Here is a 13191-nt window from a genome sequence, read left to right on the forward strand (position 1 = left end):
TGTTATTTACGCATAAGAACCTGACAACCTGCAAAAGGCGTTAACAATGTTAATTGAAGAAAGGTATAAGGATGAAGATACCGGTCCGGACGGCGTAAATTCACTTCCGAGACTTGAGCAATCTTATTCAGCCGGTGTCTGTTTTTTCCTATTAAAGCAAGCAAAAAGGACAATTATCAACTTGAAAATAAAGAAATAAAGAATTTACCACCTAATTTGAAGAAGAATCCTATAGTTACTGAGAAAACAAACGAAGTAAAACAAAATGGATTCTATTGTTTGAAAAACAGAGACTTACTGATCATGTTGGAAACTTTTTGAAAAAAAAGATCGTAAATAATTTGTAGATTTCGAGAAAAGCGATACCTTTGCATCGCTTTTAAAAGGAAAGTGTACGGGCGTTTAGCTCAGCTGGTTCAGAGCATCTGCCTTACAAGCAGAGGGTCGGCGGTTCGAATCCGTCAACGCCCACAGCCGAACACTTTCGAAGAAGAATATATGGGCGTTTAGCTCAGCTGGTTCAGAGCATCTGCCTTACAAGCAGAGGGTCGGCGGTTCGAATCCGTCAACGCCCACATTGAAAAGAGATTCAATTTTGCTATATATTCTTTGAGAAAGATACATCGGGCGTTTAGCTCAGCTGGTTCAGAGCATCTGCCTTACAAGCAGAGGGTCGGCGGTTCGAATCCGTCAACGCCCACAACATAGAGTCCTTGCAGAATATTTCTGTGAGGACTTTCTTTTTTATGGCTGATCTGGTTGCGGTGTATTAATTCAAGTTATTTTTTATAAGAAAACGACGGGAAAGTTGGTGAAAAAGTGATTTATTTCTTTACTTTGCTTCATCAACAAACCTATTAATGCTACCATGCGAACAAAATCTATTTATTTACTTTTGCTATTGGCTATCATGCCATTATGTGCATTCTCGCAGTCAAAGTCTGCGTTTGAAATCAAAGACGGACATTTCTATCGTAATGGAAAAGTGACACCTGTTCTTTCTGGTGAAATGCACTATGCCCGTATCCCTCATCAATATTGGCGTCATCGTTTACAGATGATGAAAGGTATGGGGTTGAATACGGTTGCGACTTATGTTTTCTGGAATCTTCATGAACCGGAGCCGGGGAAGTGGGATTTTACCGGTGACAAGAATTTGGCCGAGTTTATAAAAACAGCCGGTGAAGAGGGAATGATGGTTATTTTACGCCCCGGCCCTTATGTTTGTGCCGAGTGGGAATTTGGCGGCTATCCCTGGTGGCTGCAGAATGTGAAAGGAATGGAAATCAGGAGAGATAATCCGGAGTTTCTGAAATATACAAAGGCATATATTGACCGGCTTTATAAGGAAGTGGGCGATTTGCAGTGCACAAAAGGTGGCCCGATCGTGATGGTGCAGTGTGAGAACGAGTTTGGTTCGTACGTTGCCCAACGAAAAGATATACCTTTGGAAGAGCATCGTGCTTATAATGCCAAAATTAAACAGCAATTGGCTGACGCAGGATTTAATGTACCCTTGTTTACCTCTGATGGCAGCTGGCTTTTTGAAGGCGGAGCTACACCGGGTGCCTTGCCTACAGCGAATGGCGAAAGTGATATTGAGAACTTGAAAAAGGTGGTTAATCAATATCATGATGGTAAGGGACCGTATATGGTTGCTGAGTTCTATCCGGGTTGGTTGTCGCATTGGGCGGAACTGTTTCCACAGGTGGGTGCTTCCGGAATTGCACGTCAGACCGAGAAATATCTGCAGAATGACGTATCTTTCAATTTCTATATGGTGCATGGAGGAACTAATTTCGGCTTTACAAGTGGTGCTAATTATGATAAGAAACGTGATATTCAGCCGGATCTGACCAGTTATGATTATGATGCTCCTATCAGTGAAGCTGGTTGGGTGACTCCGAAGTATGATTCAATCCGTAACGTGATCAGAAAATACGTTAAATACACGGTCCCCGAGGCTCCGGCTCCAAATCCGGTTATTGAGATCCCCTCTATCAAATTGACCAAAGTTGCTGATGTATTGGCATTCGCCGAAAAGCAAAAGCCGGTGTCGGCCGATACTCCTTTGACTTTTGAGCAGTTGAATCAAGGGTATGGATATGTGTTATATACCCGTCATTTTAATCAACCTATCAGTGGAACGCTTGAGATACCGGGACTGCGTGACTATGCGGTTGTGTATGTGGATGGAGAGCAGGTAGGTGTGTTGAACCGGAATACCAAGACTTATTCAATGGAGATTGAGGTGCCGTTTAACGCTACTTTGCAGATACTGGTTGAAAATATGGGACGTATTAATTATGGTAGTGAAATTGTGCATAATACCAAGGGTATCATTAGTCCGGTCAAGATAGCGGGTAAGGAAATTACAGGTGAGTGGGATATGTATCAGTTGCCGATGAGCGAAATGCCCGACCTGGCAAAACTGAAAGCTGATGCACATGCGAATGTGCCTGCTGAGGCCGCAAAACTGAAAGGTTGTCCGGTGCTTTATGAAGGGACCTTTACGTTGGATAACGTCGGAGATACATTTATCGATATGGAAAATTGGGGAAAAGGTATCATCTTTGTAAATGGTGTCAACATCGGGCGCTATTGGAAGGTGGGACCGCAGCAAACCCTTTATATCCCGGGAGTATGGTTGAAGAAAGGAACAAATAAGATTGTTATTTTTGAACAATTGAATGAAGTTCCTCAGGCCGAGGTGAAGACGGTGAAGACACCGGTGCTGATGAAACTGAATAATTGATGATGAATGATTGACGGACTGTGATCGACACGGAATAATAAGTGATCAGCGATAAATGAGGAACGGTGAACTGCTTGCGGCAATATTATAATGCGGGCTGTTCACCGTTTGTCATAGATCACTCATCGTTATTTTAGTCTCTTTTATACAAACTTTCTCACTCCTTATGCCTTATAACTCAGGAAAAAGAGTTAATTTTGCAACCTGATAATTATCTAAACGACAATATGAAACTTGATTTACTTACGGCCATATCTCCGATTGACGGCCGATATAGAGGCAAGGCTGAAGCTTTAGCGGCATATTTTTCCGAATATGCGTTGATTAAATACCGCGTGCAGGTAGAAGTAGAGTATTTTATTACTTTGTGTGAACTTCCGTTGCCGCAACTGAAAGGAATTGATAAGAGTGTGTTCGAGTCATTACGCAATATCTATCGTAATTTTACGGAAGCCGATGCACAGCGCATTAAAGATATTGAAAGTGTGACTAATCACGATGTAAAGGCCGTAGAGTATTTCCTGAAAGAAGAGTTTGATAAGTTAGGCGGGTTGGACAAATACAAGGAATTTATCCATTTCGGACTGACCTCGCAGGATATTAACAACACTTCAATTCCTCTCTCTATCAAAGAGGCGTTGGAGCAGGTTTATTATCCGCTGATTGAGGAACTGATTGCTCAGTTGAAGGCATATGCTGCCGAATGGGAAACTATTCCGATGCTTGCCAAAACTCACGGTCAGCCGGCATCTCCGACACGCTTGGGTAAAGAAGTCATGGTTTTTGTTTACCGGCTGGAACGCCAGTTGGCAACTCTGAAGGCATGTCCTGTAACAGCTAAGTTCGGTGGTGCAACCGGAAATTATAATGCACACCATGTGGCTTATCCCGAATATGATTGGAAAGCATTCGGAAATCGCTTTGTTGCAGAGAAACTGGGATTGGAACGCGAAGAATATACAACACAGATTTCAAATTATGATAACCTGTCGGCTATCTTCGATGCCATGAAACGTATTAATACGGTAATGATTGATATGAGCCGTGACTTCTGGCAATATATCTCAATGGAATATTTCAAGCAGAAAATCAAGGCCGGAGAGGTAGGATCGAGCGCAATGCCGCATAAGGTGAATCCGATTGACTTTGAAAATGCGGAGGGTAACTTGGGTATGGCTAATGCTATTCTGGAACACCTCGCAGTGAAACTTCCCGTATCACGTTTGCAGCGTGACTTGACGGATTCTACCGTATTGCGTAATGTAGGTACTCCGTTCGGACATATTGTGATCGCTATCCAGAGTTCGTTGAAGGGATTGCGCAAGCTGTTGCTGAACGAGACCGCAATCTGCCGTGACCTCGATAACTGTTGGAGTGTAGTGGCTGAGGCTATTCAGACTATTCTTCGTCGTGAGGCTTACCCGCATCCGTACGAAGCCCTGAAGGCATTGACTCGTACCAATCAGGCTATTACAGAAGCTTCGATCAAGGAGTTTATCGAAGGACTGGATGTCAGTGAGGAAATAAAAAAAGAATTAAGAGTAATCACTCCCCATTCGTATACGGGAATTTAAGGGTGATTATTGTTATATATAATATAAGTGTTTGAAATCAGGCCGTGAGGCCAAAAGTTTAATTTTTATTCGAATAAGAAAATGAGCACAGAAAACGAAGAATGGCGCGAAGACTCCAAGAGCGAGAATACAGACGCCGGCCGTGATGGTAACAGAAGTTATAACAGAGAAGGTGGATACAATCGTCCTTCATACAATCGTGAAGGTGGCGACCGTCCTTATCGTCCGAGATTTAATAGTAATAGTGAAGATCGTCCGCAGCGTTCTTATGGCGACCGCCCTCAACGTCCTTCATACAACCGTGAAGGTGGCGACCGTCCTTACCGCCCGCGCTTTAACAGCGAAGGTGGTGATCGTCCGCAGCGTTCTTATGGCGACCGTCCGCAACGTCCTTCATACAACCGTGAAGGTGGCGACCGTCCTTATCGCCCGCGCTTTAACAGCGAAGGTGGTGACCGTCCGCAGCGTTCTTATGGCGACCGTCCGCAACGTCCTTCATACAACCGTGAAGGTGGCGACCGTCCTTACCGTCCGCGCTTTAACAGCGAAGGTGGCGACCGTCCGCAGCGTTCTTATGGAGACCGTCCGCAACGTCCTTCATACAATCGTGAAGGTGGCGACCGTCCTTATCGTCCGAGATTCAATAACGATAACAGATCGCAAGGGTTCTCACGTCCGGTGCGCCGTACGGGAGATTACGATCCGAATGCTAAATACAGTAAGAAGAAACAGATTGAATACAAAGAACAGTTTGTTGATCCGAATGAGCCGATTCGTCTGAATAAGTTTCTGGCCAATGCGGGAGTTTGCTCTCGTCGTGAAGCAGATGAGTTTATCACAGCAGGTGTGGTTTCTGTTAATGGCGAAGTCGTTACAGAATTGGGTACAAAGATCAAGCGTGCCGATGTGGTGAAGTTCCATGACGAAACAGTCAGTATTGAACGCAAAGTGTACGTGTTGCTGAATAAACCGAAAGATTGTGTGACTACTTCGGATGATCCTCAGGCTCGTCTGACTGTTATGGATCTGGTGAAAGGAGCTTGTGCTGAACGTATTTACCCGGTAGGACGTCTGGACCGTAACACAACAGGTGTATTGCTGCTGACCAATGACGGTGATTTGGCATCGAAGTTGACACATCCGAAATACCTGAAGAAGAAGATTTATCATGTATATCTGGACAAGAACCTGACAAAGGCGGATATGGATCAGATTGCAGCCGGTATCCAGTTGGAAGACGGCGAGATTCATGCAGATGCTATCAGCTATTCCGATGAAGTGAAACGCGATCAGGTGGGTATCGAGATCCACTCGGGAAAGAACCGTATTGTACGCCGTATATTTGAATCATTAGGCTACAAGGTGGTGAAACTCGACCGTGTATTCTTTGCCGGACTGACTAAGAAAGGATTGCGTCGCGGTGAGTGGCGTTACCTTACGGAACAGGAAGTAAACTTCCTCCGGATGGGATCTTTTGAATAATAAAGGAATTTAAAAGATGGTAGTCGGAAGCCGATAGTCTGGTGTTTGTTGTTCTCCAGCTACTGGCTTCTGACTACTATATATAATAATGTATATAAAATAGTTTTATGGAAAAGATTAGTAGAACAAAAATTGTCGACCTGATAAAGCGTGAAGATTTTGGCGCTATGGTCAATGTGAAAGGATGGGTTCGCACCCGCAGAGGTAGCAAACAAGTTAACTTTATCGCACTGAATGACGGTTCTACAATAAATAATGTGCAGGTCGTAGTCGATCTGGCAAACTTTAATGAAGAGATGCTGAAGCAAATCACTACCGGTGCTTGTCTGAGCGTGAACGGTGTGTTGACGGAGTCGGTAGGTTCCGGTCAGAAGGCTGAAGTGCAAGCTCGTGAGATTGAAGTGCTGGGTGCTTGTGACAATACATATCCGCTACAGAAGAAAGGTCACTCAATGGAGTTCTTGCGTGAGATTGCTCATTTGCGTCCACGTACCAATACTTTTGGAGCAGTATTCCGTATTCGTCATAATATGGCTATTGCCATCCATAAATTCTTTCATGAAAAGGGATTCTTCTATTTTCATACCCCCATCATTACGGGATCTGACTGTGAAGGTGCAGGACAGATGTTCCAAGTGACTACCATGAACTTGTATGACCTGAAAAAAGATGAAAACGGCTCTATCATATACGATGACGACTTCTTTGGCAAACAGGCCAGCTTGACTGTTTCCGGTCAGCTTGAAGGCGAATTGGCTGCCACTGCTCTCGGAGCTATCTATACGTTCGGTCCTACTTTCCGTGCAGAAAATTCTAACACTCCGCGCCATTTGGCCGAGTTCTGGATGATCGAACCGGAAGTGGCTTTCAACGAAATTCAGGAGAATATGGATTTAGCTGAAGAGTTCATTAAATATTGTGTGAAGTGGGCTTTGGATAACTGTGCCGACGATGTGAAGTTCCTGAACGATATGTTCGATAAGGGGCTGATAGAACGTCTGGAAGGTGTACTGAAAGAAGACTTTGTGCGTTTGCCATATACGGAAGGTATCAAGATCCTGGAAGAAGCTGTTGCCAAAGGGCATAAGTTTGAGTTCCCGGTTTATTGGGGAGTTGACCTGGCTTCTGAACATGAACGTTATCTGGTGGAAGACCACTTTAAACGTCCGGTGATCTTGACCGACTATCCAAAGGAAATAAAGGCATTCTATATGAAACAGAATGAAGACGGCAAAACTGTACGCGCCATGGATGTGCTTTTCCCGAAGATAGGAGAGATTATCGGTGGTTCGGAACGTGAGTCGGATTACAATAAGTTGATGACACGTATCGAAGAGATGCATATTCCGATGAAGGATATGTGGTGGTATCTGGATACCCGTAAGTTCGGTACTTGTCCGCACTCCGGATTCGGACTGGGATTTGAGCGCTTATTGCTCTTTGTAACCGGGATGTCTAATATCCGTGATGTAATTCCATTCCCGCGCACTCCGCGTAATGCCGATTTTTGATGAATCATACCTGAATATTTATACAAATGATAAGAAACTCGCATATTCTTTTGATTATGCGAGTTTTTTTATGTCTTAAGATTGCTTATTTTATAAAAGAAATCTTTATATTTGTGACAGACAGACGAATTAAAGTGTTAACTAAAATCGTACAGATATGAAAAAACTTTATTTTTTTACCATGCTGGCGGCAATGCTGTTTGCGGTAACGAATGTGATGGCACAAAAAGGTAACTTTAAACCTGCTAATCTGAAAGGAATCTGGCAATTGTGCCATTATGTTTCAGAGAGTCCGGATGCTCCGGGAGTGCTTAAACCGAGTAACACTTTCAAAGTGCTGAGTGATGATGGAAGAATTGTGAACTTTACGATTCGTCCGGGATCGGATGCTATTATAACCGGCTATGGCAACTATGAACAGTTGTCAGACCATACTTATGCTGAAAGTATTGAAAAGAATATTCATTTGCCGATGCTCGATAATCAGGATAACGTTCTTACTTTTGAACTTATCGATGATAAAATCTTGCATCTTAAATACTTTATAGAGAAGGACCTGAATGGCAATGAATTGAACTGCTGGTATAATGAAACCTGGAAACGCATTGAGATGCCTGATAAATTCCCGGATGATATTGTAAGATAATTCAGATTATAACAACGGATTTACGGACTGCAGGTAGCAAGCTGCCGATTATGCCTTGTGGCGTTGATTGAGTGGTGAATTGTTACTTGCAGTCTCTTTTTTTGTCTGCCGGCTGCTGTTCATAGTCGATAGCTTGGTGCTCGTTATCAATCGGATAAATCCAAAAAAAGGCAGAAATAGTTTGCCAATTCAAAGAAAAGCCGTACTTTTGCAAGCCGATTATTATCTCAAAAGGATAAGAGATTAATTCATAGCAAGTTAATCTTCCTTTGTCCGGGGAAGGTTGATAAGTGGTGAAGAAAATTTTTAGTAGTAACATTTAAAAAACAAATTAAGAGTGGATACTTTAAGTTACAAGACCATTTCTGCAAACAAGGCAACTGTAACCAAAGAATGGGTTATCGTTGATGCTACAGACCAAACATTAGGTCGTCTGGGAGCAAAAGTTGCGAAACTGTTGAGAGGAAAGTATAAACCAAACTTTACTCCTCATGTAGACTGCGGTGATAACGTTATTGTCATCAATGCAGACAAAGTTAAATTAAGTGGTAATAAATGGAATGACAGAGTTTATTTGTCTTACACCGGCTATCCCGGTGGTCAGAGAGAAATGACTCCTGCTCGTTTGATTGCCAAACCTAACGGTGAAGACAGATTACTGAGAAAAGTAGTGAAGGGCATGCTTCCTAAAAACAGATTGGGAGCTAAGTTGCTGAGCAATATGTATGTATACGCTGGTAGCGAACACAAGCACGACGCTCAGAACCCGAAAGCAATTGATATAAACTCACTTAAATAAGATATAATGGAAGTAGTAAATGCATTAGGCAGACGTAAACGTGCGATTGCACGCGTATTCGTAAGCGAAGGTACAGGAAAGATTACTATTAACAAGAGAGACCTTGCAGAGTACTTTCCATCAACTATTCTTCAGTATGTTGTTAAACAACCATTGAACAAACTTGGTGTTGCTGAGAAGTATGACATTAAGGTTAATCTGTGTGGTGGTGGTTTCACTGGTCAGTCTCAGGCTTTGCGTTTAGCTATTGCCCGTGCGCTGGTTAAGATCAACGCTGAAGATAAGTCAGCTCTTCGTTCGGAAGGCTTCATGACACGTGATCCGCGTTCTGTTGAACGTAAGAAACCGGGTCAGCCGAAAGCTCGTAGAAGATTCCAGTTCAGCAAGCGTTAATGGGCTGTCTGACGGAATATGTTTAGTATCTAAACTACCGGGACTCTTAAACAGGCTACCCGGCGGTTGGTTTAGAAAAAACAAAAAAGAAAGTAAACGATTTAAAGAAAAAACAAGATGTCAAGAACAAATTTTGATACATTACTGGAAGCCGGTTGCCACTTCGGACACCTTAAAAGAAAGTGGAACCCTGCAATGGCTCCTTATATTTTCATGGAACGCAATGGTATCCATATCATTGACCTCCACAAAACTGTTGCAAAAGTTGACGAAGCTGCAGAAGCTTTGAAACAGATTGCAAAATCAGGCAAGAAAGTCCTTTTTGTTGCTACTAAAAAACAAGCTAAACAGGTGGTTGCTGAAAAAGCTGCATCTGTAAACATGCCTTATGTTATCGAACGTTGGCCGGGTGGTATGTTGACTAACTTCCCTACTATCCGTAAGGCAGTGAAGAAGATGACTACAATTGACAAGCTGACAGCTGATGGTACTTACTCAAATTTGTCTAAGAGAGAAGTTCTTCAGATTTCTCGTCAGCGTGCTAAGTTGGACAAGACTTTGGGTTCTATCGCTGACCTGACTCGTCTGCCGTCTGCGCTGTTCGTTATCGACGTAATGAAAGAAAATATCGCTGTTCGCGAAGCTAACCGTTTGGGCATCCCTGTATTTGGTATCGTTGATACTAACTCAGATCCTACAAACATCGACTTCGTTATTCCGGCAAATGATGACGCTACTAAATCAGTAGAAGTTATTCTCGATGCTTGCTGCGCTGCAATGATCGAAGGTCTGGAAGAAAGAAAAGCTGAGAAGATCGATATGGAAGCTGCCGGTGAAGCTCCTGCTAACAAAGGCAAGAAGAAATCAGCTAAGGCAAGACTCGATAAATCTGACGAAGAAGCAATTAATGCAGCTAAAGCTGCTGCTTTCCTGAAGGAAGACGAAGAGGCTTAATATAATAATGTGCCAATTTGCTAATGTGCCGGTGCACCTGTAAGGGTGTTGGCATTTTGATTGGCAGATTGGCACATTTTGTTTATTCAAACGATTATTCATTTTAAAATATAAAAGATATTATGGCTGTAACAATGGCTGATATAACCAAGCTCCGTAAAATGACCGGCGCTGGTATGATGGACTGCAAGAACGCGTTGACTGAAGCTGAGGGCGATTTCGACAAAGCAATGAAGATTATTCGCGAAAAAGGACAGGCAGTTGCTGCAAAACGTTCTGACCGTGAAGCTTCTGAAGGTTGTGTTCTGGTAAAAGTTGAAAATGGCTTTGGTGCTATCATCGCTTTGAAGTGCGAAACCGACTTCGTTGCTCAGAATGCTGATTTCGTGAAACTTACTCAGGATATTCTGGACGCTGCTGTAGCTAACAAGTGCAAAACTCTGGAAGAAGTTTTGGCTCTTCCGATGGGTGACGCTACTGTTGCTCAGGCTGTAACAGACAGAAGCGGTATTACCGGTGAAAAGATGGAATTGGATGGCTACATGGTTTTGGAAGGTGCTACAATTTCTGCTTACAACCATATGAACAGAAACGGCCTTTGCACTATGGTTGCTTTCAATAAGAATGTTGACGAACAGCTGGCTAAGCAGGTGGCTATGCAGGTTGCCGCTATGAATCCGATTGCAGTTGACGAGGATGGTGTTTCTGAAGAAGTGAAGCAGAAGGAAATCGAAGTTGCCATTGAGAAGACAAAAGTTGAACAGGTACAGAAGGCTGTAGAAGCTGCTCTGAAGAAAGCTAATATCAATCCGGCTCATGTGGACAGCGAAGACCACATGGAAAGCAATATGGCTAAAGGCTGGATTACAGCCGAAGATGTTGCGAAGGCAAAAGAAATCATTGCTACTGTTTCTGCTGAAAAGGCTGCAAATATGCCTGAACAAATGATTCAGAACATTGCTAAAGGACGTTTGGGCAAGTTCTTAAAGGAAGTTTGCTTGCTGAACCAGGAAGATATCATGGATGCCAAGAAGACAGTAAGAGAAGTGTTGAAAGAAGCTGATCCTGAATTGAAGGTCGTTGACTTCAAACGTTTCACTTTGAGAGCTGAATAATCTTAAGGAATCAAGTATATAGAAACGGCCGCACAGAAACTCTGTAGCGGCCGTTTTTTTGTGGCTGTCCATAATGTTGCGGTTCTCTGTTTATACAGAATCCGGGACAGTGCTTTTGTGCATAAAGTGAATGGATTTATCCTCCTACTGCTTTTGTTTTCGTATACCCTTCTTTCTTCAGTAGTTCTACTATTTTTTGTTTGAAGTCTCCCTGTATGATCATCTCTCCGTCTTTGGCCGATCCGCCTACTCCGCATTTCGTCTTGAGGAGTTTTCCCAAATCTTTCAGATCGTTCTCGGTGCCGACAAAGCCGGTAATCAGGGTCACGACTTTACCGCCCCGGTTCTTCCGGTCCAACTGTACCCGTAAGTTCTGTTGTGGCGGTTCCAGGGTTACTTGCTCTTCGTCATCATCCATTTCGTAATTATAATCCGGGTTAGTGGAGTAAACCACGTTCAGCCGGTCTTTCCAATCGCTGTTCTTCATTTTTCCAGTCTATTAATTAAGCTCAAAAATAATATATTGTTCCGAACCTTGCAAACTCTTAAGTGTCCCCGGGCGTTTTTGTATGTAGAAATTATGTTAAGCTTCTATGACATCCTTATGGCATTTCGGAAAAAATAGTGTAATTTTGTCAATCGCTAATGTAAAAGCAGAATGAAGTGACTATGAATAATCAGATACAGCATAAAGACAGTACAAAGGTTCCGGAGCCTACTTTACGTAGGTTGCCTTGGTATCTTTCGAATGTAAAGTTGCTGAAGCAGAAAGGCGAACGCTATGTCTCTTCCACTCAGATATCTAAAGAAATAAACATCGATGCTTCACAGATTGCGAAAGATTTGTCGTATGTTAATATTTCCGGCCGTACTCGTGTGGGTTATGAGGTAGATGCGCTGATTGCTGTTCTGGAAGATTTTCTTGGCTTTACGAATATGCACAAGGCTTTCCTTTTCGGTGTGGGTAGTCTGGGAGGAGCGTTGCTACGTGACTCCGGTCTTAGCCATTTCGGTCTGGAGATTGTGGCAGCTTTTGATGTGAACCCGACATTGGTAGGTACTACGCTTAATGGCATTCCGATTTTCCATTCCGATGATTTTCTGGAGAAGATGAAAGAGTATGGTGTACACATCGGTGTGCTGACTGTGCCCATCGAGATTGCCCAATGCATTACGGATACGATGGTAGCCGGTGGTATTAAAGCCGTCTGGAATTTTACTCCCTTCCGTATTCGCGTCCCGGAAGATATTGTGGTGCAGAATACGTCACTTTATGCCCATCTTGCTGTCATGTTTAACCGTTTGAACTTTAATGAAACAGAATAGATCATGAAGATTATAGCTGTTGGAATGAATTATGCCCGGCACAACGAAGAGCTGGGACATACGTTGGAGAATAAAGAGCCGGTAATCTTCATGAAACCCGATTCGGCTATCCTCAAAGACGGAAAGCCTTTCTTTATTCCCGATTTCTCAAATGAAGTGCATTATGAAACCGAGCTGGTGGTACGTATCAACCGCTTGGGGAAGAATATTGCTCCGCGCTTCGCTCATCGTTACTACGATGCACTAACGGTCGGTATCGACTTCACTGCGAGGGATTTGCAGCGTCAGTTCCGTGCAGCCGGCAATCCTTGGGAGTTGTGCAAAGGTTTTGATAGTTCCGCTGCGATTGGCACATTTGTACCGGTAGAACGCTTTGCCGATGTGCAGAATCTCCGTTTTCATCTGGATATAGACGGAAACACCGTGCAGCAAGGGGATACGGCTGATATGCTGTTTAAGATAGATGATATTATTGCTTATGTCAGTCGTTTTGTGACCCTGAAAATCGGCGATTTGCTCTTTACCGGGACTCCTGTGGGAGTGGGTCCGGTCAGTATCGGCCAGCACTTGGAGGGGTATCTTGAAGCAGAGAAGTTGCTCGATTTCTATATCCGGTAAATCCGGGAATTCCTTTAT

At 43.3% G+C, this 13191-nt stretch carries 13 protein-coding genes and 3 tRNA genes; 14 read left to right on the forward strand and 2 right to left on the reverse strand.

Going from position 1 to position 13191, the window contains the following annotated elements:
* Positions 1-396: 396 nt before the first annotated feature.
* The 8 genes from KO473_RS21715 (at position 397) to KO473_RS21750 (ending at position 7968) form a co-directional block, all read left to right on the forward strand.
* Positions 397-471, forward strand: a tRNA-Val gene (locus tag KO473_RS21715).
* A 29-nt stretch (positions 472-500) separates the two neighbouring features.
* Positions 501-575 (forward strand) — tRNA-Val (locus KO473_RS21720).
* A gap of 50 nt (positions 576-625) precedes the next feature.
* Positions 626-700, forward strand: a tRNA-Val gene (locus KO473_RS21725).
* 168 nt (positions 701-868) lie between these two features.
* The gene (locus KO473_RS21730) at positions 869-2755 is read left to right on the forward strand and encodes a beta-galactosidase family protein (protein ID WP_122130753.1); all 1887 of its coding nucleotides are present in this window, start codon (positions 869-871) and stop codon (positions 2753-2755) included.
* A 227-nt stretch (positions 2756-2982) separates the two neighbouring features.
* Entirely contained in the window at positions 2983-4329 is a 1347-nt protein-coding gene (purB, locus tag KO473_RS21735; RefSeq protein ID WP_005811177.1) for an adenylosuccinate lyase, read from the forward strand.
* An 81-nt stretch (positions 4330-4410) separates the two neighbouring features.
* The gene (locus tag KO473_RS21740) at positions 4411-5811 is read left to right on the forward strand and encodes a pseudouridine synthase (RefSeq protein WP_005782428.1); all 1401 of its coding nucleotides are present in this window, start codon (positions 4411-4413) and stop codon (positions 5809-5811) included.
* Positions 5812-5918: 107 nt separating this feature from the next.
* Positions 5919-7322, forward strand: a complete 1404-nt coding sequence (asnS, locus tag KO473_RS21745; RefSeq protein ID WP_005782430.1) for an asparagine--tRNA ligase — start codon at positions 5919-5921, stop codon at positions 7320-7322.
* Positions 7323-7479: 157 nt separating this feature from the next.
* Entirely contained in the window at positions 7480-7968 is a 489-nt protein-coding gene (locus KO473_RS21750; protein WP_005782431.1) for a DUF4488 domain-containing protein, read from the forward strand.
* An 82-nt stretch (positions 7969-8050) separates the two neighbouring features.
* Here the strand turns inward: KO473_RS21750 and KO473_RS21755 are convergent, their stop codons facing one another.
* A complete protein-coding gene (locus tag KO473_RS21755) occupies positions 8051-8287 on the reverse strand; it encodes a hypothetical protein (protein WP_005811169.1) in 237 nt (78 codons plus the stop codon).
* Between the two features lie 18 nt (positions 8288-8305).
* On the opposite strand from KO473_RS21755, the gene rplM reads away from it, so the two are divergent.
* From rplM to tsf, 4 genes are all read left to right on the forward strand, one after another.
* Positions 8306-8767 carry a 50S ribosomal protein L13 gene (rplM, locus tag KO473_RS21760; RefSeq protein WP_005811166.1) on the forward strand — a complete coding sequence of 154 codons (462 nt, stop codon included), beginning with the start codon at positions 8306-8308 and terminating at the stop codon, positions 8765-8767.
* 6 nt (positions 8768-8773) lie between these two features.
* Positions 8774-9160 (forward strand): 30S ribosomal protein S9, encoded by a 387-nt coding sequence (gene rpsI / locus KO473_RS21765; RefSeq protein WP_005782436.1) that lies wholly within the window; start codon positions 8774-8776, stop codon positions 9158-9160.
* 117 nt (positions 9161-9277) lie between these two features.
* Positions 9278-10114, forward strand: coding sequence for a 30S ribosomal protein S2 (rpsB, locus tag KO473_RS21770; RefSeq protein ID WP_005782438.1), 837 nt, complete (start codon positions 9278-9280; stop codon positions 10112-10114).
* Between the two features lie 122 nt (positions 10115-10236).
* The gene (tsf, locus tag KO473_RS21775) at positions 10237-11229 is read left to right on the forward strand and encodes a translation elongation factor Ts (protein ID WP_005811164.1); all 993 of its coding nucleotides are present in this window, start codon (positions 10237-10239) and stop codon (positions 11227-11229) included.
* Positions 11230-11365: 136 nt separating this feature from the next.
* Here the strand turns inward: tsf and KO473_RS21780 are convergent, their stop codons facing one another.
* Positions 11366-11716: a translation initiation factor gene (locus tag KO473_RS21780; protein ID WP_005782442.1), complete on the reverse strand. Its 351-nt coding sequence runs from the start codon at positions 11714-11716 to the stop codon at positions 11366-11368.
* 176 nt (positions 11717-11892) lie between these two features.
* On the opposite strand from KO473_RS21780, the gene KO473_RS21785 reads away from it, so the two are divergent.
* Together KO473_RS21785 and KO473_RS21790 are read left to right on the forward strand one after the other, a co-directional pair.
* Positions 11893-12555 carry a redox-sensing transcriptional repressor Rex gene (locus tag KO473_RS21785; protein WP_005811161.1) on the forward strand — a complete coding sequence of 221 codons (663 nt, stop codon included), beginning with the start codon at positions 11893-11895 and terminating at the stop codon, positions 12553-12555.
* Positions 12556-12558: 3 nt separating this feature from the next.
* Positions 12559-13173, forward strand: coding sequence for a fumarylacetoacetate hydrolase family protein (locus tag KO473_RS21790; RefSeq protein WP_005811159.1), 615 nt, complete (start codon positions 12559-12561; stop codon positions 13171-13173).
* The last annotated feature ends 18 nt before the right edge of the window (positions 13174-13191 follow it).

This window comes from Bacteroides sp. HF-4919, from assembly GCF_018860125.1.

Excerpts from the sequence above, each read along its gene's own strand:
- KO473_RS21730 (WP_122130753.1), top strand. The coding sequence starts at position 869 with ATGCGAACAAAATCTATTTATTTACTTTTGCTATTGGCTATCATGCCA.
- purB (WP_005811177.1), top strand. The coding sequence starts at position 2,983 with ATGAAACTTGATTTACTTACGGCCATATCTCCGATTGACGGCCGATAT.
- KO473_RS21740 (WP_005782428.1), top strand. The coding sequence starts at position 4,411 with ATGAGCACAGAAAACGAAGAATGGCGCGAAGACTCCAAGAGCGAGAAT.
- asnS (WP_005782430.1), top strand. The coding sequence starts at position 5,919 with ATGGAAAAGATTAGTAGAACAAAAATTGTCGACCTGATAAAGCGTGAA.
- KO473_RS21750 (WP_005782431.1), top strand. The coding sequence starts at position 7,480 with ATGAAAAAACTTTATTTTTTTACCATGCTGGCGGCAATGCTGTTTGCG.
- KO473_RS21755 (WP_005811169.1), bottom strand. The coding sequence starts at position 8,287 with ATGTTACTACTAAAAATTTTCTTCACCACTTATCAACCTTCCCCGGAC.
- rpsI (WP_005782436.1), top strand. The coding sequence starts at position 8,774 with ATGGAAGTAGTAAATGCATTAGGCAGACGTAAACGTGCGATTGCACGC.
- rpsB (WP_005782438.1), top strand. The coding sequence starts at position 9,278 with ATGTCAAGAACAAATTTTGATACATTACTGGAAGCCGGTTGCCACTTC.
- tsf (WP_005811164.1), top strand. The coding sequence starts at position 10,237 with ATGGCTGTAACAATGGCTGATATAACCAAGCTCCGTAAAATGACCGGC.
- KO473_RS21780 (WP_005782442.1), bottom strand. The coding sequence starts at position 11,716 with ATGAAGAACAGCGATTGGAAAGACCGGCTGAACGTGGTTTACTCCACT.
- KO473_RS21790 (WP_005811159.1), top strand. The coding sequence starts at position 12,559 with ATGAAGATTATAGCTGTTGGAATGAATTATGCCCGGCACAACGAAGAG.